The 23907-nt window shown below is 36.9% G+C and carries 21 protein-coding genes and 1 pseudogene; 7 read left to right on the forward strand and 15 right to left on the reverse strand.

Going from position 1 to position 23907, the window contains the following annotated elements; all coding sequences use genetic code 11:
- Positions 1 to 200: 200 nt before the first annotated feature.
- The gene (locus AC625_RS13440; RefSeq protein ID WP_049681731.1) at positions 201 to 1466 is read right to left on the reverse strand and encodes a LysM peptidoglycan-binding domain-containing protein; all 1266 of its coding nucleotides are present in this window, start codon (positions 1464 to 1466) and stop codon (positions 201 to 203) included.
- A 318-nt stretch (positions 1467 to 1784) separates the two neighbouring features.
- Here AC625_RS13440 and AC625_RS13445 point away from each other — a divergent pair, with 318 nt between their 5' ends.
- Entirely contained in the window at positions 1785 to 2090 is a 306-nt protein-coding gene (locus tag AC625_RS13445; protein WP_049681732.1) for a hypothetical protein, read from the forward strand.
- Between the two features lie 56 nt (positions 2091 to 2146).
- On the opposite strand, the gene AC625_RS13450 is transcribed toward AC625_RS13445, so the two are convergent.
- From AC625_RS13450 to AC625_RS13485, 8 genes are all read right to left on the reverse strand, one after another.
- Positions 2147 to 2902, reverse strand: coding sequence for a (S)-benzoin forming benzil reductase (locus tag AC625_RS13450; protein WP_049681733.1), 756 nt, complete (start codon positions 2900 to 2902; stop codon positions 2147 to 2149).
- A 119-nt stretch (positions 2903 to 3021) separates the two neighbouring features.
- Complete coding sequence (locus AC625_RS13455; RefSeq protein WP_049683730.1) at positions 3022 to 4098, reverse strand: AI-2E family transporter; 1077 nt, start codon at positions 4096 to 4098, stop codon at positions 3022 to 3024.
- Positions 4099 to 4344: 246 nt separating this feature from the next.
- Entirely contained in the window at positions 4345 to 5808 is a 1464-nt protein-coding gene (gene cls, locus AC625_RS13460; RefSeq protein ID WP_049681734.1) for a cardiolipin synthase, read from the reverse strand.
- 408 nt (positions 5809 to 6216) lie between these two features.
- On the reverse strand, positions 6217 to 6672 hold the full coding sequence (locus AC625_RS13465; RefSeq protein ID WP_049681735.1) for an SRPBCC family protein: 456 nt from the start codon (positions 6670 to 6672) through the stop codon (positions 6217 to 6219).
- A 584-nt stretch (positions 6673 to 7256) separates the two neighbouring features.
- Positions 7257 to 7868 carry a flavin reductase family protein gene (locus tag AC625_RS13470; protein WP_049681736.1) on the reverse strand — a complete coding sequence of 204 codons (612 nt, stop codon included), beginning with the start codon at positions 7866 to 7868 and terminating at the stop codon, positions 7257 to 7259.
- Positions 7869 to 7880: 12 nt separating this feature from the next.
- Entirely contained in the window at positions 7881 to 8492 is a 612-nt protein-coding gene (locus AC625_RS13475) for an alpha/beta hydrolase (RefSeq protein ID WP_049681737.1), read from the reverse strand.
- Positions 8489 to 9439, reverse strand: coding sequence for a ring-cleaving dioxygenase (locus AC625_RS13480; RefSeq protein WP_049681738.1), 951 nt, complete (start codon positions 9437 to 9439; stop codon positions 8489 to 8491). Before AC625_RS13480 ends, AC625_RS13475 begins: the two co-directional genes overlap by 4 nt.
- Positions 9440 to 9459: 20 nt before the next feature.
- Positions 9460 to 10434, reverse strand: a complete 975-nt coding sequence (locus tag AC625_RS13485; RefSeq protein ID WP_049681739.1) for a ring-cleaving dioxygenase — start codon at positions 10432 to 10434, stop codon at positions 9460 to 9462.
- A 237-nt stretch (positions 10435 to 10671) separates the two neighbouring features.
- Between AC625_RS13485 and AC625_RS13490 the strand changes: the two genes are divergently transcribed.
- Complete coding sequence (locus AC625_RS13490) at positions 10672 to 11121, forward strand: OsmC family protein (RefSeq protein ID WP_049681740.1); 450 nt, start codon at positions 10672 to 10674, stop codon at positions 11119 to 11121.
- Positions 11122 to 11241: 120 nt separating this feature from the next.
- Positions 11242 to 11376 carry a YuzL family protein gene (locus tag AC625_RS25930; protein ID WP_152534766.1) on the forward strand — a complete coding sequence of 45 codons (135 nt, stop codon included), beginning with the start codon at positions 11242 to 11244 and terminating at the stop codon, positions 11374 to 11376.
- 334 nt (positions 11377 to 11710) lie between these two features.
- Here AC625_RS25930 and AC625_RS13495 read toward each other — a convergent pair whose 3' ends face one another.
- Complete coding sequence (locus tag AC625_RS13495; RefSeq protein WP_049681741.1) at positions 11711 to 11983, reverse strand: hypothetical protein; 273 nt, start codon at positions 11981 to 11983, stop codon at positions 11711 to 11713.
- 375 nt (positions 11984 to 12358) lie between these two features.
- Between AC625_RS13495 and AC625_RS13500 the strand changes: the two genes are divergently transcribed.
- Both AC625_RS13500 and AC625_RS13505 read left to right on the forward strand, forming a co-directional pair.
- Positions 12359 to 12691, forward strand: a complete 333-nt coding sequence (locus AC625_RS13500) for a winged helix-turn-helix transcriptional regulator (RefSeq protein ID WP_049681742.1) — start codon at positions 12359 to 12361, stop codon at positions 12689 to 12691.
- Between the two features lie 153 nt (positions 12692 to 12844).
- Positions 12845 to 13759, forward strand: coding sequence for an NAD(P)/FAD-dependent oxidoreductase (locus tag AC625_RS13505; RefSeq protein ID WP_049681743.1), 915 nt, complete (start codon positions 12845 to 12847; stop codon positions 13757 to 13759).
- Between the two features lie 128 nt (positions 13760 to 13887).
- Here AC625_RS13505 and AC625_RS13510 read toward each other — a convergent pair whose 3' ends face one another.
- Together AC625_RS13510 and AC625_RS13515 are read right to left on the reverse strand one after the other, a co-directional pair.
- A complete protein-coding gene (locus tag AC625_RS13510; protein ID WP_049681744.1) occupies positions 13888 to 14856 on the reverse strand; it encodes an NAD-dependent epimerase/dehydratase family protein in 969 nt (322 codons plus the stop codon).
- Positions 14853 to 16142, reverse strand: a complete 1290-nt coding sequence (locus AC625_RS13515; protein ID WP_049681745.1) for a UDP-glucose dehydrogenase family protein — start codon at positions 16140 to 16142, stop codon at positions 14853 to 14855. Before AC625_RS13515 ends, AC625_RS13510 begins: the two co-directional genes overlap by 4 nt.
- Positions 16143 to 16470: 328 nt before the next feature.
- Between AC625_RS13515 and AC625_RS13520 the strand changes: the two genes are divergently transcribed.
- Complete coding sequence (locus AC625_RS13520) at positions 16471 to 17280, forward strand: UTP--glucose-1-phosphate uridylyltransferase (protein WP_049681746.1); 810 nt, start codon at positions 16471 to 16473, stop codon at positions 17278 to 17280.
- 132 nt (positions 17281 to 17412) lie between these two features.
- The gene (locus AC625_RS13525) at positions 17413 to 18579 is read left to right on the forward strand and encodes a glycosyltransferase family 4 protein (protein ID WP_049683731.1); all 1167 of its coding nucleotides are present in this window, start codon (positions 17413 to 17415) and stop codon (positions 18577 to 18579) included.
- 1658 nt (positions 18580 to 20237) lie between these two features.
- Here the strand turns inward: AC625_RS13525 and AC625_RS13535 are convergent.
- From AC625_RS13535 to AC625_RS27295, 3 genes and pseudogenes are all read right to left on the reverse strand, one after another.
- Complete coding sequence (locus AC625_RS13535) at positions 20238 to 21839, reverse strand: glycosyltransferase family 4 protein (protein WP_082191101.1); 1602 nt, start codon at positions 21837 to 21839, stop codon at positions 20238 to 20240.
- Complete coding sequence (locus tag AC625_RS13540) at positions 21836 to 22936, reverse strand: CotS family spore coat protein (RefSeq protein WP_049681748.1); 1101 nt, start codon at positions 22934 to 22936, stop codon at positions 21836 to 21838. Before AC625_RS13540 ends, AC625_RS13535 begins: the two co-directional genes overlap by 4 nt.
- A 578-nt stretch (positions 22937 to 23514) precedes the next feature.
- Positions 23515 to 23907 (reverse strand): annotated as a pseudogene (locus AC625_RS27295) (hypothetical protein); the annotation flags it as partial.

Raw genomic sequence — 23907 nt, forward strand, 5'->3', positions numbered from 1 at the left:
ATTAGATGGTGTTCTTATCGTTTTAAATTATCAAGATCATTTCTATTTTTCACCTATTGACGAAGTCCATATAGAATAATTCAAAACCCATAAATGATATAAAGAAGCCGACAATACTAATAAGTTTGTGAAATGACTTAAAATTTTTCAAAAGTAATGTTGTCCCATAATTAAAGGTTCGGATCTATTTGGGACTATTTCTATTTTAAAACAAGTATATTATTATTCATGTACACCCAATTCTGCGGAAATGACAATCCGATATGCCAAAAAGTTGTCCCGGCTAAGCGATAGCCGTCAATCATCTCATATTTAGCTGTTATACTCCGAATATCTTCAAACCAGACCGTATGCTGATTTCCACCTTCCAAATATGTGTACCTGGGGGAAGCTGCAGCTTGATTGTACTTAATTTCACTCCATTTAACAATGGCCTGATTTTGAGCATTTTTTACTGAAGTAGCCGTGGTAATATTACTTGGAACAATCCAATCATACGCATACAACGGGATAGCAGCTTGAAGCTTCATTGATGGGATATTGGCAAGTCCATACCGCAATACTTGAGCCATCCACCATAGTGGGGAAATGGGATTCGGCGGACCTGTTGGATAGCCATAATCAATTGTCATAATCGCGACAAGGTCGGCCACCTCCCCAATTGCGCGATAATCGTGTCCTCCGACAATGCGATTTGAAAAATTATCTTCCGTTTTCGAATGAACATTAACATGAAGGATACGTGTACCGAGTGCAGCTTTCAATTCTCTAAGTAATAATACATAATCTCCACGTCTTGCTGGCGGGATAAATTCAAGGTCCATACTTACACCGCTATACCCCTTTTCCTCAATGAAAATCATCATGCTTCTTACTAAATTGGTACGATAGATTGAACTTTCTAACACAGTCCCAACCAATTCAGCATTAAAATTGCCATCTTGAAAATTCCGAATCATCAAAAGCGGTTTAACTCCGACTTGTTTACATTTCGCAACAAGTGCATCGTCATCTCCATCGACATAGGCATTGCCTTCGTTTGTAAAGGAGTATGCGACAATCGCTAAATATGTCAGTTGATAGGCATGCTGTTCAAGATTGGTAAAAACCGAACCTCCGCTAACTGGAAATGCAAAACCAAGTGTGATCAGCCTATTTTTATATGGAGAAGGAATTTTAATCCTTCGATTAATTTGAAGATTATACGGGTCAATATTTGGATTGGCTTGCATGATAGCCTGCACGCTCGTACCGTACACGTTTGCTATTTCATATAATGTATCTCTAGGTTTAATATAATACAGTCGATTCCTTAATGTAGTTTCTGGGATATCAAGCGCCAGGCCAGGTACGATTGCCGTGCTTGAGACCAAACCATTTATATTCATAAGACTTGTTATATCAATCTTATACATGAGGGAAATTGACCATATTGTGTCACCGGTTTTCACCACATGGATTGCCATTTCTCCACCTCATTCCTATTTTCCCTGTTTAATTACTTTAACCATACAGACTAAGTTCGTCATATCTTTTGGCCCTTGGCTTGACCCACGTTTCGTACGGGTCACTCTTACAGATAATAGGAAACTTCTATTAGTGAGCGCTTTTTCAATCCTCCACTGATGGTTAGTTAAACCGGGATGAAAATTTTATTTAATACTAGTTTATGGGGTTCTTTGGTCTGGTTATGTCTTTTTCAAAAAAATTATGTTTTTTTGAAACCTATTCCTGGAATAAAACGTCTATTATAATGGGAGTAACTTTTTATTAGGAGGATATAAATGCGTACTTTGAAGATTCTAAGTTTATTTTTTCTTCTTTTGGCTTGCTTTGTAACTTCATTCGATGCAAAGCCGCAGCTAAACAAAGGGGCATTGTATACTAGTAATGAATCCATAAAGGCTACACTGCCCTTCCTGGGATATGTCATGAGTAACAAAGACGCCTATTACAAATGCGTTGTTACCCATAACATTTCATGTAGAAGTAAAGAAAATCTCATTGAGCACTCGATTGATTCGTATGATATAAATACATACAGAGAAGTCCAAACTCTCCATTCAATCATCATGGAATATGAAAAATGAATGGAGAGTTTGGACGCTATTTTTGATAGGGATGGATTATCCTTATTTTTTGGTAGTTATGTTATTAACTCTTTTATATCGTAAAATTTCCCATTGTCCAATTCTTTTTCATGTAGTAACTCAAGTAAGATATTTGCAACAAAATCAGGTGTCCTTAGTATTCCCTTTTCCTTATAATCATGAAATTTGGCAGAATCAGCAAAATCAGTCTCATTTGCAGATCGGATCACTTTTTGCATATTCGTATCCATCACACCAGGAGAAAATGATATCACGTACGCGGGATTTTCCTCTCTCAGCTGTTCAGCTCCAGCAACTCTCGTATACATTTCAAGACCGGCTTTCGAACTACAATACGCGCCCCAGCCTTCATAAGGATTCTTTGCTGCCCCACTTGAGATATTGACAACCACTTTCTTATTCTTGTATCCTTTTGTTCTTTTTAAAAATGTATCCATTAGAATCGCCGGAGCCAGGTAATTCAATTTTGCATGTAAAATAAATACTTCCGGATCTAGTTCTCCAATTCGTTTTATCGGTTCAACCATGCCAGCGTTATTAATGAAATACAACTCATCTTCATCATTGTTAAAATGAGAAATAATGTCATCCATGACTCTTTCTAAATGATTTGTTTCAGTCAAATCTGCGGTAACGAACGTTAGATCTTCGTTATTTTCCACTTCTTTATCATTCGATTTTGAAACAAATGTTCTTGCAACTAATATACATCGGAAACCCTTTTCGAGGCATTGCTCCGCCAATGCAGCACCAAGTCCCTTAGAAGCTCCTGTAATAATAAATGTTTTCATGCTCCCCCTCCTTTTTCTTAATTATTGTACAAAAAAAAGGAGCTTCGGTACATTTTTATGATTCTTGAACATGAAAACACCTGGAAATCAGTACGAAAACCAGGCGTTTTATAAAAAAGTCATTCAATTATAGGTGGAGCTGAGTCTGGATTTTCATTTTCAGTACGTCTTTTTAAGCGAATGAATTTAACAATATTTAACACAATCGTTTTAATGACGGAATAAGTAGGAATAGCAAGAATCATCCCTAAAATTCCAGCCAGATTACCCGCTACGAGCAACACAAAGATAATCGTCAACGGGTGTGTATTTAATTTCTTCCCTATAACAAGCGGAGAGATAAGATTACTATCAAGCTGCTGAACAATAATAACAACTATTATTACAATTCCCGCTTGAATCGGTGAATCAATCAATCCTACAATGACGGCAGGTGCTGCTCCCAAAAACGGGCCGACATAGGGAATAATGTTAGTCAGTGCCCCGATTAAGGCCAAGACAATGGCATATGGAAGATCAATGATTAAATAGCCGATAAATGTTGCTGCCCCGACAAACAGACAAACTAAGAACTGTCCTTGAATATAAGTGGACAATGTTGCTGCTGTTTCACCTAGTAAAGTAATCCCTTCACGTCGATAATGAGCTGGAATGAATTTTGCAATCGCATGGGGGAATTTATGTCCATCCTTCAGCATATAAAACAGAACGAAAGGTACCGTAACGATTGTTAATGTAATATTCGTTACGACGCTGAATACCGAAGATAAACTGGTGCTTAAGTAACTAGGTAAGTCTTTCACAAAATTTATTAATGATGTTTCCATCTTATCTAGTGATACATAATTTTGATTCAACAACCATTGATATTGCTTAGAGGCAAGGAAATTATCGAAAAATTCTCGACCTTGACCAATATATTCTGGCAAATTATTCACCAAGTCTGTGATTTGTTTAGTTAATGCTGGTCCAATTAGACTGCTCAATATGGCAATAATCCCCACAAACAAGACAAAAATCAATAAGATTGCTAAGCCTTTTGGTACTCTTTGATTCGTCAAAAAAATGACCACTGGATTGAAAATAAAGTATAAAAAGCCCGCGATTAAGATTGGGAAAAACAATGTAGTAGTAAAGATTACGATCGGCTCAAACAAAAAAGAGATTTTTGTGGAAACGAAAATCAAAAGAGCCATTAATAATAACTGTAAAGTCCAAAATTGTAATTTTGACTTCGATTTAAACAAGTTATTCCCTCCACTCTCACTTACCAATTGATAAAATTTCTTTTTTTAGATCCTAAATTTTTAAAAATGAATTTTAGTTGCTAAGTATACATATTGGCCAGACTAAAGACTACACAGGACGTAATACCGGTAGTCTCACTAAAAAGGGCGTTGGTATTTTTTATATTGAATTACTTACTCTAATAGAGTTTTCGTTTATAAAATCGGTGCCAATAATCTGGATATCGATTCTTTAAAACGAAGCCATAATGGACGCTTATGATACTCTTCAAGAGTAAGTTGCTTCGAAACTTTAATGTCTTCTTCAAAAGCATTTGTAAGCGCATTGGCGAATTTGCCATTGTAAATAAAGGCGTTTACTTCGAAATTTAATTTGAAGCTTCTCATATCAATATTCGACGTTCCTACTGAAGCTGTTTCATTGTCTACGACAATTGTCTTCGCATGTATAAATCCATTATCATAAATAAATATCGACGCTCCTGCCTCGAGCAACTCACCAATATATGAATAGGTCGCCCAATATACGAACATATGATCAGGCTTATTCGGTATCATAATTCTTACTTTAATACCAGATAATGCTGCAATACGGAGCGCATCCAATAAGCTTGCATCAGGGACAAAATAAGGGGTTTGAATCAAAATGGAGTCTTTAGCCGACATAATTAACTTGATATAGCCATTTTTTATTTGCTCCCATTTGGAATCTGGACCACTTGTTACAATCTGCATCCCAATGGAACTATGAGGAGAATGAACTTTAGGAAAATGCTCTGGAACAAAGCCAATATTATGGTGTTTAGACGCTTCATTCCAATCGAGTATAAACACTGTCTGTATCGCGTAAACAGCTGAACCTTGAATTCGCAGATGAGTATCACGCCAATAACCGAATTTTGGATTTAACCCTAAATATTCATCACCAACATTAAAGCCGCCGATATAACCGATTCTACCATCAATAATGACCAGCTTGCGATGATTACGAAAGTTAAGCCGCAAATTAATAAAAGGCAATCGACTAGGATAGAAAACTTCGATTAAACCTCCAGCTTTCCGAAACTTCTTAAAAAAACGCTTCGTTAGTCCACGCGAACCTAGTTCATCATACAGTATACGTACTGTAACACCTTCTTCTGCTTTCAAGGTCAACAGGTCAATAAATTTTTTGCCTAGCTCGTCTTTTTTTAGTATATAATACTGAATATGTATATGATCTTTCGCCACTTTAATGTCTTCAAACAGCTGGGCAAACTTTTCATTGCCATCTGTGAAGATTTCAACAGAATTGTCTTCTGTTAATACTGCATCATTCGTTCGTAAATGCATATAAATCAAGTCTTTATTATCTTCTGTTATCTGATTCCTGAAATCAAATTGATTTAAATTCAGTTGCTCCTGCTGTTTTTTCAGTATAGCATCAATCCCAATTTTCTCTCGACCTTCCCATTCAAAGAGATGAGCACGTCGCAATGTCCGTCCAAAAATTAAGTATAGGATAAAGCCAGCCACTGGAAGAAAGAATAACACAAGTAACCAAGCCCAAGAAGTGCCTGCATCTCTCCTTTCCCAAAAAATAACAAATAAAGCAAACAGAATATTTAATCCCATCACGGAATTAAATAATATAGAAGTTATTTGCGCCTCTATCTCCATCAACACCTTCAAATATTTCTTAGTATCATTAACAATACCACGCCAATACGGATAAGAAAAGTGTATCTGCTCGTACCTTAAATATAAGAGTATAGATAGATATACGTAGATCATCTATTATAAGTTTCATTTTTTATTCTGTTAAGAACAGTTTCCCTATTTAGAAAGTGATCATCATTTGCGTGTAAGAAATGATGACGGAGCTCTGTAAACTTAAAACAGGATTACATCGCTCCGCCAACTATTTAGGTCAGTTTCCCTGTTTGTTATTTTTCCTTCAAACGAGATTGAAAGAATTCCATAACGAATGTGCCTACCTCCACAACTACAATATATCGTTAGTATATGGCACTATAATCTATGTATAGAGAGTTAGGGCAGGCCATTTAAGGAAATCATCGTTGTTTCTTATCCTTTTCCATGATGAATTTCTAGCAATTTAACGGCAACTGCTTCTGATAAAGCTTTTGCCGTTTCCGGGACATATGATTTTAACAGCGGATTAGCCATTGGAGCTTTCATTCCTTTGGCTGTAATATCCAAATACCCGATCATTTTCGTTCGGTTCTCATCAATCATTTCAGCTCTAAAATAACCGCTTCCCTTGAAATTTTCATTTGTTCCCAACAGTTGAAATGTTACTTTCTCTGGCCCCGACCATTCTGTAATATCAACGAGTAGCTTAATTTTTTTCTTAATCAGCCCAAGGTCACTGATGAATTCCCATGTTGACTGGTTTTTTGTTATAACCGTATGTGCAATATATCCTGGTACAAGCGGAGCCCAATTATCAATCACACTAACAAAATTCCATACCTTTTCGATAGATAATGGAATGTTCACACTATGAACACCACTTGCCATCTTGCTCATCTCCTCACAGATCATTCTTTCTCTTTACTGTATTTACGAAGACAAGCAAAATAGAACAAAAAACTCAAATAGAGGCTAATCTCATATGAAAGACGAATGATATTGTACATTTCTAGCTATTTTTCTTTAATGTTTCTAAAAGTGCGTATTCAAAAAGGAGGATAAAAAGAGACGAGAAGTTCGAGAAGCGATCGTCTCTAGACTTGCGCGTATGCAGTAATACGTGAGAACCTGAGAGACAGAGCGACGAATAATAAACTAGGATATATTATCGGTTTGAAAGGAATTAGCAACAAAAACCCTTGAAGACAGCAATGATTGGATGGTTCATTGGAGGCAACGATTGAAGAAAAAGAAGAGAAGATGAATAGCATAACATGCGCACTTCTAAAAAATTAGTCTATGGTGTACTTGGAATAATTTTCAACACTTCATAACCTGATTGTGATTCATTTATAATCAGCCTTAAGTCATAGGAAAAAGCTTGAAGACCATCGTCTACAAGCTTTTTCTTTCTATCCGTCACGAAGCTATAAGATGGATTCACTACTCTTGAATTATAGCTTTGGCTTATTTTATTTCGGACGTTCCATCGAAAATTGTTCTCCAAGCTTCGAATAATTAGTTCCAGCAAGTCTCGCTACTGGATTTAATCCTAGTGCATCTATCCGACCTTCATGGTAGAGAGATTCGTCGATATGATAGCAAACCACTCTTCCAATCAATAAGTCGCATCCCAACTCTAAATCATTGCCACCTAATGGAATCGCCTGTTCAAGTTTACATTCAAAGCGAACTTTTGCTTCTTTAATTCCTGGTACTGTAATTTGTTCACTTTCAATAAGAGTAAAATTCGTTCTTTCCAATTCACTTTTTTCAGGTGGCAGTTCAACCGCTGCTTCATTTGCTCCTGCAACAATATTCTCGTCGGTAATGTGAATGACAAATTCACCTTTTTCGATCGCATTCCGTGCAGTATCTTTTTGAATACCAGCTTTACGCTGGATCGACACAGAAAGTAACGGCGGATTTGAACTAACGATATTGAAATAGCTGAACGGGGCTACATTAACGACACCCTCATTCGATAAAGTTGTCACTAAAGCAATCGGTCTCGGAATAATGCTCCCAACCAAAAATTTATAATTATCCCGCTCACTTATCGTTTCTGGATTCAAAGAAATCATCTGATCACCCTTTTAGCCAAAATGTTTTTGAAACCAAACTCCTGCCTCTTCTACTTCAGATCGCGTCAGCTGGTGGCCAAAGTTTTCCCATTTCACTTCAACCTTTGCACCGGCCGATTGAAGTAGTTGGCTTAAATCTTCTGTTTCTTTCGCTGGGCATATTGGATCATTCACACCTGCGGCAATAAAGACGGGAATGCCACTATTGTTTGGTAAATCAATTCCACGTCTTGGCACCATCGGATGATGAAGGATGGCCCCTTTTAACGCCCCCTCATAATGTAACAGCAAGCTTGCAGCAATATTGGCACCATTTGAATAGCCAAGCGCTACAATGTTATTGCGGTCGAATTCGTATTCTTTTGCTGCTTGATCAAGAAATTCATTTAATTCCTGTGTGCGAAACACCAAATCTTCTTCATCAAAAACACCTTCTGCAAGTCGGCGGAAAAAACGAGGCATTCCATTTTCTAACACATTTCCGCGAACACTTAAAACAGAGGATTCAGGTGACACCATCTCAGCTATTCCTAATAAATCGGTTTCTGTCCCTCCTGTACCATGTAAAAGCAATAATACAGGTGTCTCCAAATTACTTCCCTTTTGAAAAATATGTTTCATCATGACTTATCTTCCTCCAATACTCTTGGAATTGCCGGTAATAAAGTTGTTTCCATTGACTCTCGTTTTTCTTCCAACCATGGTAGTAACATTAACTTACTTCCCATTGCCCCATATGATTCATCATAAGCAAATCCTGGTGGATCTGTGGCAATTTCAAATAATATACCACCATCTTCGCGAAAGTAAATCGCATCGAAATATTGCCGATCCTTGATTGGAGTTACATCAAAGCCAAAGCTACTTACATGCTTACGCCATTCGTTATGGTCAGCAAAATCAGTCGCACGCCAAGCAATATGATGAACGGTTCCTACCCCCATTGAGCCCATTGGTAAAGAGACATTCTTCACATCAATCACATTTCCAATATCGGATGTTGATTGAAATCTAAAAAAGTCTCCTTCTTCTCCTACCTTTTCTAAGCCCATTACTTCTACTAAAGTTTTCATTGTTTTTTCTGGAGCAGCCGTTAGTAGTACAGCGCCACCAAAACCTTTAATGGCTTTATTAGTAGGTACGCCGCCAAATTCCCAACCGCTATTAGCTCCAGCTTTTCGGGCAACAAGTTCCACATTTAAACCATGAGAATCTTGAAACCGAAGATAGCCTTCGCTAAATCGTCTAAGTTTTTTAAAGATAATCTTGAATTTCGTTAAGCGCTCCTCCCAGAATCCCAATGTTTCTTCTGTTACTACATAGGATGTGATTCCAACTTGTCCAGAACCTAAACGACCTTGATAAGCATTTGGCCAGGGAAAAAAAGTAATGATTGAGCCTGGTGAACCTGAGGCATCGCCAAAATATAAATGATAGGTTCCTGGATCATCGGAATTTACAGTTTTCTTGACCATTCTTAAGCCAAGGACACCTGCATAAAAATCGACGTTTTCCTGTGGTTTGCCGACAATAGCCGTAATATGGTGAATTCCAGTTGTTTGCTTTTGCATATTGATTCTGTCTTTACTCGTTAATTTATTTTTGTATTTAATGGTTTTAATTTCGCCTCAATTTGTTCTCGTTTTGATTCCAAGAATGGCGGTAATGCTAAAGATTCGCCCAGATGTTCTAACTCTTCATCTGTTGCAAATCCTGGACCATCCGTCGCAAGTTCAAATAATATTCCGTTTGGTTCTCTGAAATATAATGATCTAAAATAATAACGATCCACGAATCCTGAATTCCGAATTCTATTTTCACTTATTCTTGCAATCCACTGCTTCATTTCTTCTTCATTATCTACTCGGAAAGCGACGTGGTGAACACCTCCTCGCCCTAGACGTTCAGGCGGAAGATCATTACGTGTTGCAACATGTACTTCTGCACCCGTTCCACCTTCACCTGTTTCATAAACGATTATTTCTGCTTGCCCTGCACCTTCTGAAGGATATCTCCCTACTTTCCTAAATCCCATAATTTCAACGAGCACTTTTTCCGTAGGTTCGATATTTGGTACGGTCAATGAGACAGGTCCTAGTCCTAGAATTGCAAATTCAACTGGAATCGGACTCTTTTCCCAAGGATTCCCACCAGCTACACCTTGGTTATTCTCATCGGAAACTAACGCAAATCTCTGCCCTTCAAAATCTTTGAACGGAAGAACAAGACGTGTGTATCTTTTACTGATTTCCCCATGCCAAACGCCCTCTTCTTCAAAACGTTTTTTCCAAAAATTTAAGGCAGCATCATTCGCAACACGCAGTGATAACTCAGAAATACTGTTATTACCTTCATGCACTTTTCCTGCGTTCGGAATTTCAAAAAACGTTAATTCCGTTCCAGGATTCCCCACTTCATCACCGTAAAATAAATGATAAACACTAATATCATCTTGATTGACTGTTTTCTTGATTAAACGCAGACCTAATGTTTTAGTATAAAAATCAAAGTTATCTCCTGCTCTTGCAGTAATCGCTGATACATGGTGAATTCCTTTAAGCTCCATATTATACAGCTCCTTTTTGTATATTTCTCCTATTAAAATTGGATTTAATTTACACTTAGTCACTTTTATTCAAATATCTCGAATTAAAGGTAACTCTTTTTTTATAAATTGTCAATACACCCTATACTTTTGGCAGACAAAACAGATTTCATCCCCCTGTTTCGAAGCAAAATACAAGGAATTACCCGTTGCTTGCTATACAATTGTAGTAATTACTAAACAAGGAGGCTATTATATATGGCAGAACATCAGTTTCATTTACAGGCAATTTGGGAAGGTGGGCGAAACGATACCGGGACAATAGAGGCTGGCAATCTTAAAACACAAATAAGCATTCCTCCTGAAATGGATGGACCTGGTATTGGGACAAATCCAGATGAAATGATGCTTGGAGCAGCAGCAACCTGCTACATTATTACGTTAGCGGCGATGATGGAAAGAAGTAAGCTGGATAAAGAAAGAATTACTCTTCATTCAGAAGGCATTGTAGATGTAACGGACGGGGTGTTTACTTATAAAAAAATCATCCATCGGCCTAAAATCGTTCTAAAACAAGAGGCGAGTGAAAGTGATCATCATTTAGCAAGAAAGCTAGCCGAAAAAGCTGAGACATCGTGTATGATTTCACGAGCCCTAAAAGGGAATGTAGAAATTTCTTTAGAAGTAGAGATCAAATCTGCACGCTAGAGAAAGAAAAGCAATTAGCCATTCAAATTCCTACTTAGAAACTCTGTCTCCACTCTGGAAACCATTTTTCGACTTGTATAGTTTCTCCCCTCTTAGCAAAAAGTAATATTGGAGGTGAACATAATGAGTAAAATTAAAAAGGATCATTCCAAAGCAAGCCTACGTTCTTCACAAGTAGAAGGTCAAGGAACCACCACCCATGAAACAGGCTCCATTCAAGTACCTTCATCGAACAAGAAACAAAAACGCAGTTAATTGTTCTAAAACCCTCTTTGGTGGGACGGAAGAACAGATTTGAAAATGGCGGCTGACATATGACTAAAAAACGAATCCAAAACATAATACAAGGCTTTATGTAGTACCTTCAGACAGTCCTAAACTTGTTATCTCAACGAATTTGGACCAAAATACCGACGAAGAAAATCCATATCAACTACAAAAGTGAATATTAAAAAGCAAGATTTTGAAGAATTCTTTAATCAGTAAACGTATCGGACGGCTCAAATGAACCGTCCGCTTTTATCAATTACTAAGCTAATAATCTCCTTAACATGCTCTGTCCATACCATTCGTACTATTAGATCTCCATTTACTGTTTTCTATTGTAATATTGAATACCCGTCATGCTACCTTCGTCAATCATTCTTGAACCATCGATATCGTATGGATTAGGTTGTCCCGCTTTTTCTAATAAATGATCTACCTCACTTTGTTGTTTTTCCCATAACTTCAGTGCTTTCGTTCTCATTTTGGAATATACATTTACAACTTTTCCCCTATTTCTTTTCGTTGATACCATTGAGACACCCGCAATTCCGATGCCAAGCATTACATATGAACCTATGGATTTTACTAATCCCATCCCTACCAACCTCCTTTTTGATTACTTTTATATACCACTTATTGAAAAACCCTAAACAAAGACTCCATATTAGTGTGTGTTCAAAAAAAGGATAAAAAGAGCCTAGAAGTTCTGCGAGCGATCGTCTCAAACCTCTCGCGTATACAGTAATACGTGGAGAACGGATTTGCACAGGATGTGCGCGTTTTTAACAGAAGGTCATTCATGAGCTTTGATGCAATTCGCAAGCTTTTTTTATCGGACTCTTTGAACAACCTCTATTATTCTTACCTTCAAAGATAATTTTTCATGATTACTTTATGACACTATATACTAAACTGTTATGTTGTTACATTATGCGTAAAGAGTTATACTACCATTATGGGGTGATACTAAATGAATAAAACTGAAGATTTGTTATGCCCTCGCTTTGAAAAGGGCACGCAGATACTCGGAAAACGCTGGACGGTACTAATCGTCAATCAATTATTAAACGGACCTCAACGATTTTGCCAAATAGAATCTGCTTTTCCAATTAGCGGTCGCATTTTATCGGAGCGTCTTAAGGACCTTGAGCAAAAAGACATAATTAAACGCGAAGTCTTTGCCGAAACACCGGTACGGATTGAATATTCACTAACTGAAAAAGGGAGTGCCCTTGCACCTGCTGTCAGAGAAATCCAAAAATGGTCTCAAGAATGGATCGAAAATAGTAGTGAAGAAGAGTGATTATATATGACGATGAAAAGTAATCCAATACATATAAGTTGGATTGCTTTTTTATTTTCACAACTATTCTCTAGGGATAGTTAAACATTAAATTGGGTATATTTTTTAAAATAAGGACACATTATCTTTCCTCGTTTACAGGTGGTGAAACATATGAAGGTAGTAGATTGTATCATTATTGGTGGTGGCATTGCTGGGTTACAGGCCGCCATTCAAATGGGGCGATACAATCATTCCGTTATCGTAATCGATTCAAACCAAGGCCGATCTACAATAACAAGGGGATATCATAATATTCTTGGTTGGCCGGATGGAATTAGCGGACCAAAATTAAGAGATCTCGGTATACTGCATGCTAAGAAATGCGGTGTTTCTTTTCTCAATGATAAAGTGACTTCTCTTGAAAAATCTGACGATACATTTACCGTACGCACCTTACTAAAGCAAATATATTCAGCAAATACCGTATTCTTAGCAACAGGATTAACGGATTATTTACCAAACTTGCCTAATCTCCAACAGTGCCTTGGAGCTTCAATCTTTATTTGCCCTGACTGTGATGGCTATGAAATAACCGGTAAGAAGACCATAGTATTTGGGAATGGAAATACAGTAGCTAATATGGCGTTTACTCTTACATATTGGTCAAAAGAACTTACTGTTATCAATCATGACAAAAAAAGAATTAGTGATGAGAACCTCTTGAAATTAAAAACTCTTGGGATTCAGACTATTGAAGAACCCATTAGCGAGATCGTAGTGGATTCAACAAAACAGCTTATTGGCTTTTTGCTTAAAAATGGTGTATTGATTAAAGCCGAGCGCGGATTTACCGGCTTTAGCGGCAATCAATTAAACAATCATTTAGCTAAACAAGTTGGGGTACAATTAAATGAAAGCAATCACGTTATCGTTAATCCGCGCACAAAGGAAACGAATATAAATGGGATTTGGGCGGGCGGCGACCTGATTTCACATTCCGAACAAGTGACCATTTCAATGGGTGATGGATCACAAGCAGCGATATGGATGCATAAGCGTTTGCTTGGCGAACCTCGCCCAGTATAAAAAAAGAAACCCTTCTTTTGTTCAAGCAGGAACAAAAGAAAGGTTTCCGAAAAGAGGGATTTTAAGTCTGCCCCTTTGCCTATGGGACACTTCCAACAGTTAAATAGTCCATTCATTTTTCCTTTATATCAACAAGAGTCTTTCTCCCCTTTTAATGTGTATATGGAACGGATATACTCGATTTCCTTTGTAATCCCCTCCCTCAAGGAAATTTCAGGATCGTAGCTCAGCAATTTTTTTGCTTTTGAGATATCTGCCCATGTGTGAGTTGGCTCTCCAAGTAGTTTTGGTAAATAATCAATCATTGCTTTTTTTCCTGTAAGTGTTTCTATGATTGTAATGATTTCATTAATCGAAGCCCGTTCTTTTCCTCCAATATTGATGGTCTCGCCAATCACATTGCCTTTGTATATAATCGACGCAATTGCTTCAACACAATCCGTTACATAGGTAAAGTCTCTCGTCTGTGTTCCATCACCAAATATGGAAAGCCTTTCTCCTTTCATTATTTGTGTGATGAAGCGATGAAATGCCATATCTGGTCTCTGTCTTGGCCCGTAAACAGTGAAAAACCTTACAGTTACAATCGGGATGTTGAAGCTTTTATGATAAACATTACATAAATGTTCACCTGTTAATTTTGTGATTCCATATGGGGAAAGTGGAGATAAATATGCATTTTCTGTCACTTTTCCATCTACCTCTCCATAAACAGAAGATGTAGAAGCATAAATAAATTTCTCTATTTTTTTATCCTTAACTGTTTCTAAAAGGCGCTGAGTGACCGATATATTGTTACTCACATATGGATCAAATTCCTTTCCCCAACTCGAACGTACACCGGGTATACCAGCTAAATGATAAATAATATCTATTTCTTCTAGTAATTTTTCTAAATCAGCTGTCAATAAATCCGTTTCAATCAACCTAAAACGAGTGTTATTGAGCAAATTCCCCAGATTCACACTCTTCAATTTTTTAGGTGTTGGTCCAGTAAAAGTGTCAACTCCAATAATTTGGTTATTCTTGTCTGTTAAGAGCTTTTCGCAAAGATGGGAACCAATAAATCCTGCTGCCCCTGTGACTAATATTTTCATGGACGGGCAACTCCAATATATGTTAAACCAGCATCCCTGACCACTTGCGGTTCAATACAGTTACGGGCATCCAAAATGTATTTACCTTTCATTAACTCTTTTACTTTCAACCAATTCAACTGTTTAAATTCATCCCAATCTGTTGCAATAACCACACAATCGGCATTCATAATCGCCTGTTCTAATTTGATATGCTGACTGACCATTTCCATCATTGCCAAAGGAAGTAGAGCTTTAGGATCATATGTCTGCACAATGCTTCCTAGAGAACTTAATTTTTCAATTAATGAAACGGCTGGAGAATACCTTATATCATCTGTATTTGGTTTAAAAGCAACTCCCAATACCGCAATCGTTTTCTCTGAAAAATCATCTATGAAAACACTTAGCTTATCAATATACAGATTAACTTGTGAATGATTGACCGCTTGAACAGCTTGTAACAACTGTGGTGTTACATTTCTGTCTAATGCGCTGTGTTCTAATGAACGAACATCCTTTGGAAAGCAGGAACCACCGTACCCAATACCCGATGAAAGGAAATGGGGACTGATTCTTGGATCGGTGCCTATCCCCTTTGAAACATCCTCAATATTCACATTATACTTATCACAAATTCTAGCTATTTCATTAATAAATGAAATTTTTGTAGCTAAAAAAGCATTGGATGTATATTTAATCATTTCTGCACCGTTAAGGCTTGTAATAATGAAGGGCGCATTAATGTTTTTATAGATATTTTTTACCACCGAAAGGGATTTTTGATCTTCTTGCTGTTTGCCAACGACAATTTTGTCTGGTTTGATCATATCTGAAATGGCAGAGCCCTCTCTGAGAAATTCAGGATTGGAGACGACATTGAAAAGCTTTGGGTCTACTCCTGTTTCTTTTAACATTTTATAGATATTTTCATTGGTTCCTGGCGGTACCGTACTTTTTGTAATAATCGTTTTATAAGACTTTATTCCTTCAGCAATTTCATCTACTACTGATTGGATATAAGTCAAATCCGTTCTTCCATCTGCTAAAGATGGAGTGCCAACAGCTATGAAAATAACTGCTGTTTTTTGAATATTTTCAACAACCTTAGAACTAAAGGTTAATCGGTCTTTGTTTTTACTTATTAATTCAGATAATCCAGGTTCATAAATTGGAACTTCCCCGCGTTTTAGTTGTTTAATTTTTTCACTATTTGTGTCAACACAGCAGATAGTGTGTCCGAGATCGGCTAGAACCGCCGCTGTCGTTAAGCCAACATATCCCGCACCTATCACACAGATTTCCATACCGCATTGTCCCCTCTCTAATAATCTAAAGTTCTATATCATATTAGTGGACAATTTACAGTGACTTATCATATGCCTATATACAATAAAAGTATCTTTTATTTCTCCTCTATACCATCTTCAACCCAAGAATAACCATATTGATCTTAGCTATTTTGGCAGAAACGCAATTATTCAAATGTTTTAAAAAAATACTGAGAAATTAGACTATTGTACTTCCAATAAAGACGACAAAATCATTTAATACTAAAGTTAACAAAATCTTAACATTGTCACAAATATCCATTTTTTCATAATATATTAAATAGCATTCGAGGTGAATTAAGAAATGATCAAAAAGGCAATTATCCCTGCAGCTGGGTATGGAACGAGAGGTTTACCGATAACTAAAGTCGTTCCAAAAGAATTATTTCCGATTGGTGTAAAACCTGCTATTCATTATGTCGTTGAAGAAGCCTTGGCCTCAGGGATTGAGGAGATCTTATTTATAGTTTCACAATCAAAAAATCTGATTACTGACTATTTTGATCGATCACTTGAACTTGAAGCATTTCTTGAAAAAAAACAATCCATTCATTTATTAGAAAAAAATAAAATTCCCGATATTCATATCCAATATATTCGACAACCATATGCTAAAGGGCTTGGTGATGCAATCCTCCTAGGGAAAAATTTTATTGGTAATGAACCATTTGCTGTTTTGTTACCAGATGAAATTATTTTTGATAAAAAGACAACAGGATTAAATCAATTAATAAAAGTTTATGAAAAGCATAAAAAAAGTGTACTTGGTCTATATGAAGTGGAAAAACACTTATTGTCAAACTATGGCGTAGTTAAAAGTGAGAAAATTAAAAATGAGATAAGTAAAGTTATTAGCATCGTGGAAAAACCTGCAAAAAATCCACCTTCAAATTTAGCCGTCATCGGTAGATATGTCTTTAACCCTGAAATTTTTTCCTATCTAGAAAGAATAACACCTGGAGTAGGATACGAAATTCAATTAACAGATGCCATTAACGAAATGATGAAGACGGAAAATTTCTTTGGTACAACGATTCTTGGAAAGCGCTTTGATATTAGCAGATTTGAAGAATTTCTAGCTGCCAATCAATACATCCAACCATTTATGGAGTAACCCCTATAATTGATGGTTGGAGCATTGTATATTCGATTTTAACATTCTAACAGAAGCACTTAAGTGAGTGAAATTAGTACTATTGGTTTAAAATCAGCAAGACCCAATTTTCAATGAAAGGGCGTGTACCCAATAGAAATCGCATTGATTTGTACAGAGATGCTTACCGTTCCTTCAATTAGAGGGGGTGCTATTCAAGTCTTAATCGATGGCATCACACCTCATCTTAGCAAAAACCATCATTTAACAATCTATTGTATTACAGACCCTGATCTCCCTGACATGGAAGTAGTGAACGAGGTCAAATACATTCGTTTTCCTCGTGAGAATTACGCCTTTCATGTCGGCAAAAAGCTAGCAGAAAAAACGGCAAGCATGGAATATTACGATGTAATACATGTATTCAACCGACCTCGTGATCTCCTGATCTATAAAAATGCAATGCCAATGAGTCGTTTTGTGTTGAGTCTCCATAATGAAATGTTTAGGGACGGCAAAATCTCTACTGAAATGGGGAATCTGGTCATTAGAGCCGTGGATAGGATCATGACCATCAGCGAATATATCGGACAAACGATCATATCTCGTTTTCCTTTAGCCAAAAGTAAAGTTAAGGCTATTTATTCAGGAGTCGATTTGCAAAGATATAAACCGATTTGGGAACAAGATGCACAATCGCGAAGGAACGAACTTCGAAAAAAGTATGGCGTAGAAGATAAGAAAGTCGTCTTATTCGTAGGACGATTGAGTGCCGTAAAAGGACCCGATATACTTTTAGAAGCCATGGAGCAAGTCATCCAAAAACATCCTGATGCAGTATTAGTTATTGTAGGTAGCAAATGGTTTAGTGACGATAGAATTGACGAGTTTGGACTAAGCTTGCGAAAGCTTGCTGAAGTGTTAGGTAAGAACAAAGTTGTATTTACCGGTTTTGTACCACCAAGCGAAATTCCTTCTCATTTCCTTGTAGGGGATCTATTCGTATGCAGCTCCCAATGGCAAGAACCCCTTGCTCGAGTACATTATGAAGCGATGGGTGCTGGATTACCGATCATTACTACGAACCGAGGCGGAAATGCGGAAATTATTAAACATCTAGATAACGGGATCCTCATTGATGATTATACTAATTCAGTAGCTTTTGCAGACGCGATTGCCTTTTTATTATCTAATAAGCAAGTAGCCAACTCGATTGCGAGAACAGGCCGGATTTTCGTTGAATCAAATTTTGGATTTGAGCATGTAACAAAACGGATGGAAGGACTTTATGTAGCTTCCACGCAAAGCAAGAAACCTTAGAAAGGAGTCTGAATGGAAACAGGATTCGTAGTAGATGCAAAAAACAGAATCGCTCACTATCCACTAGCAGTGACGAAGATGTATTTAATATCGTTTTAAAGTAAAAAAGCAGTATGTCAATTGAAACAGATTTTGGTGGAGTCATGATGAAAAGGGTTCATTTAATAAGACCATATTATCTTTATAATTCACGCAATACATTATTTGAAAAATATCAAGATTCATACCTCGGTTGTACTCAAAACTTATTTGGGCGAGGTTCTGTAAATGTTGATAGCAAATACTTTTTAGTCTTTAAAGCGATCTATGGAAGATTTCCGGAAAATGAGTATCCTTTCATCAAACTTCAAAAGTAATTGGATTCCCAGCAGAAACACTGCCGTCTTTTCAATTAACAGAATGGAAATCAGATTTGAAAAAAGATAGGTGTGGATAGTCAACTTGAAATAACGAAGATCACTAGTAACTGTTCAAATTGAATTTGACCGGCTATTTTTTCACATGTAGATACTTTATTAAATCGATGCCAGACTTCTATCACCATGCTCATTAATCTGGTTTTTGATTCATGACTAGAAGAAACAAAGATGAACAAATCATTATGCCACCAGGATTTTGCCTCAAGTATGATTGTGATTGACAGTGACGGGATTTTTGTCTATAAAATGGATTCTCTCACTGTCGATCGCCCAATTTCCGATATGTGTGAAATATTAAGCAAAGATGATGAAAACTTATCACGTTGTTCATCTTTGAACGAAGGCTCAATATCTTTCTTTAGACATGCTATTCCCTCTTTATTTTATGGTCTAATATCCATAAACTACACAAAGCATAGATACTTCAAAACATATCTCCCGATTCAACATTTGGTGACTACGTTTTATTCTCACTTTTAAATGTTGAACATGAAAGTCATGTAAAGAGGAGATTTTAAAACTATTTGGAAAATAGAACCTTCAAAAGGCACGGTTTGTTTAAAACTGATTAGGTTATCAATACATATTGCGGAGTTCACAACTGTTACTCTAGACTTTCTTTTTTCAAAAGGATCTCTTATTGCTGGAACTATTCCGACAGAAAGATGAGCTTTTTTTCACGAATATGGATTCGCATCGTACCGTTTGATTGATGGATGTGATCTGGACAAAGATATTGGGTAGAGTTTGATAAGATGCCTCCCCTAAGGCAAATGCTGAGTATAAACGAATAGTCGAGGTGAAACAATATGCGACTTGAAGAAGATTTTATAGGTAGAAGAATGCAATATACCGAATTATTAAATAAAGTAGTGGCTCAGGCCGATAATCTGTTAGTTAGAGGTTAAAATATCGATTTTCCGGACGAGGATATAAAATTAATAATTGGTGCCACAAAAACGATTTCTCTTGAGTGTTTTGACTTGTACCCTTAATTATAATTAAGTGGATCAAGTTCAATCTATTAAAAGACCATTTTACTCCACTCCCTCTTCTAAGTTCCAAGAGGTTGTCCAATATACAAATTCCTTAATATATAGCTTGTAGGTATATTGGGTGTATAGAGTCCAATCTATTTAAGACATCCGAAATAAATTTTACGATATACTTTTCACAATGATAAGCCCCGTTTCTACTTTGAAACGGGGCTTATCATTATCATGATGCAGCCTTACTCACTTATTCAATGTTTCTTCTTCTTTTCAACTCCCTAATTAAGTTGCTAATCGAATCTTCAGTTGAAACTTCATTCGAATCGATAATCATCTGTTCTATGATCGTCTTTCTAACCGATTCCCTAAGCGACTCCTTAATCATATCTCTAACAGAATGAGTTTTCGATTTATCTTTCATTCCATTATTTTCAATTTCTTTTTCTGGTTTATTATCTAATTCTATTATAGGTTCTTGTTTAACTTCAGCTTCAACTTTTTTCTCTAATGTAGACTTTTGCTTATAATTGGATTTAGTATCAGTAGGCCTCGCTTCAACTTTTTTCTCTAATGTAGACTTTTGCTTATAGTTGGATTTAGTATCAGTAGGTTTCGCTTCAATAGAATCTGCGCTTACCAAATCTTTTATGATTTCTTGTTCAACATAAATATCGGTTAAAGTTTCTGGTACTGATGAAGATGACGTATGAATGGCATCGCCCCATACTCCAAGTATTTCGGAAGCAACTCTGTCCCACTTATAAAGAGATACAGCAAGTTCTCTCCCTTTGATCCCCATGTTTTTCATTTTAGATTTGTCTGATAGGATTTCTGTAATTTTTTCTACAAAACCAATCGGATTTTCTGGATTTTCTACAACAAGACCATTTTCATTGAGTTGAATGACTTCTGGATTTCCTCCTCTTGCTGTCGTTAATATAGGGAGTCCCGCTGCCATCGCTTCATAGTGTACCCGTGCCAATGGCTCGTTCCATTGAGATGTGCATACAAATAAATCAGCCGCTGCAAACCAGTTTTGTATGACACTTGGTGAAACAAAACCTGTTGTTACTACTGGTATTGTCAGTTTCTTTGTCATTGCTCTAACATAGGCAACATAATCAGTTATATTATCTTCACTAAACCAACTACTTCCAACTACTACTACTGCTAAATCTTTAAATTTTTTTGATAGCTCCGGCAATGCCCTAATTAACCGATCTACTCCTTTATTATGAGAAAGTCTACCTGCAAACATGATAACTGTTTTGTTTTCTAAGCCATGTTCTTGACGAATTTCATTACGTATCTTTTGCATCTTTGGATGGTATCCAGGTAAGAACTGCTCAGTATCTACTCCAGAATAAATCGTAGTTATTTTCGCTGTTGCTTGTGGATAAAGATTTCGTATTACATTACCAACATAATCACTTACCGTTACAATATTAGATACTTCTTCTAATGCAGCAGTTGCTTCTTCTGGACTTATTTTGTCAGGATTGAACATATCATTATGCATGCTTAAAGTAATTTTTGCTTCAGGAGCAACTTTCCGAACTGGAAGGACTAAACGCGGTCGATTGAAAATATGAATAAGGTCAAAGGAAGTCGATTCTAGATACTTGATGACTCCTTCTCGATAGATCTCTAATATTTGACCAGGTACCCGTACATAATGAACGCCATCTATTGTTTCCTGATTTGGAAGTGATCGTTCACTAATCCCTAAAACCGTGATTTCATGAAATCGGGATAAATAAGGGAGGTTCCCAGAAATATACGTTTGAATCGCTCCACCTAACACAGGAGGCACTGGTAGTTTTTCAGTACAGATCATTAATATTTTCATAGTGATTCCACCCCCCTCCAATCATCTTCAATTTCTTTAAGAACTGGCCATTTAGTCTGATCTGTATCAACAATCGTTTGAATTAATTGGGTTGTTTGATCATTTAAAAATAATTCAGGTTCATATACAACTTCTTTAATATTTTTATAAAATTCATTTGGGAGTGACAAATCAATCATTAAAATCTCATATAGTTCAGCTGTAAGGGGATTAGATTCATGATAAGACTTAATCATCTCCCGAACCCAATTCACATCCCATCTATACAAATCTGCCATTGTACCACTAATTAGCTTTCTTAAATCACGAAGCGGAAGATCAAAGGCAACCCCATCAAGGTCAATAATCCACATTCCGTTACTACCCATTTGACCATTTGACCAGCCATAATCCTGATGAACAAGCCCCCAAAAAGCATTTCCTTTTTTTATCAATTCGGAATAACTTGATTGATTAAGCCTTGTCAAACTATTTCTAGCTTGCTCTTCAAACCTGTCAACTACATTCAATAGATGTGTACTTGCTGGCAATTCACCATAGACATTGGCAATGTTACGGAACCAATCCATTTTGATGATCATCTTTTCATAACTAGATGGCCATTTATGCAGTCTTGAAGCTACTTCAGATTGTTGCGGTGGCTCATACCCCTTACTTAAACGATGAAATTCACCGAGCGCATAACATAAATGTTTCGCACCTTCTAAATCTTTTGTAACAGGTTCTAATGGTTCTATCCACTCTGCAACGAACCATAACTTTCCTCCAGCTTCAACATAATCCTTTTCATCCATTGTTTTTACAATCGCGGGTACTCTTGCATCTTGGACTTTAACTAAATATTCCTGAGCTCCTAAGCTAAACATACTTCTTGTTGGTCTTCTGTGTAACAATTTTAAACTTTTTGGACCAGAAGTTGTTTCAAGTTTCCAAATCGCACCGCCTTTATCTGGCTTAGTTGTTATGACTTGTATGCTATTAACAGAAAGGTCGTAACTTTCAAGAACATCCTGTGCTATTCGTTCAATATAATCAGGTACATAAAATTCATGAGTTAAATCATCGCTTTCCCATGGCTCAATTATTGGGTGATCCATCATATCCCTCCTATGAGTTAAATCGTAATTTCTGCAAGAGTGAAGCGCTGTCAATTATTACTTTTATTTGAGTTCAACCTTATTTTTGTCAACGCTTTCCAAAACAGATTTCTTCATTTCCCCCTATAATTTACTCGAAGAATTATCTCCATAGATCCTCAAAGAAACAGGTAATAGATGATGATTTTCCAAGATACTAATTTAAGTAGTCTAAAAGGATGTACCTATTTTTCGGACCCATCTGCAGGATTAAATACTCTTAACTAAGTTATGCTCTGATAAAATATTTGTATAGGATAGTTGCTTAGAAACAGAAGGCAATTTTGAATTTTTGAATAATTCATCGATCATTGAAACGATTGGCAATTCTTACTTGTTTAACAAGTTATGAAATGACTAACTAACACGAACGCTTGGCCATTTTGAAGCACAAAATTTTTTTTTGTCGAGCAATATACTAAGAACATTAAATATTCATCTTACTTAGGGTATTCCAACCTGTTTAACCAGGATAAAAATTAATTAGTGGGATCACCTTAAGATGATCCCACCGAAATTAGAATTATTTTTTCTTCGTCTTAGTCCCCACTCTCGTCTGGACTTTCATCCCCACTCTCGTCTGGACTTTCATCCCCACTCTCGTCTGGACTTTCATCCCCACTCTCGTCTGGACTTTCATCCCCGCTCTCGTCTGGACTTTCATCCCCACTCTCGTCTGGACTTTCATCCCCACTCTCGTCTGGACTTTCATCCCCACTCTCGTCTGGACTTTCATCCCCGAGCTCTCCTAAATTTTCATCCCCACTCTCGTCTGAACTTTCATCCCCACTCTCGTCTGGACTTTCATCCCCGCTCTCGTCTGAACTTTCATCCCCACTCTCGTCTGGACTTTCATCCCCACTCTCGTCTGGACTTTCATCCCCACTCTCGTCTGGACTTTCATCCCCACTCTCGTCTGGACTTTCATCCCC

The organism is Peribacillus loiseleuriae, assembly GCF_001183985.1.
GTDB classification, from domain to species: Bacteria; Bacillota; Bacilli; order Bacillales; family DSM-1321; genus Peribacillus; species Peribacillus loiseleuriae.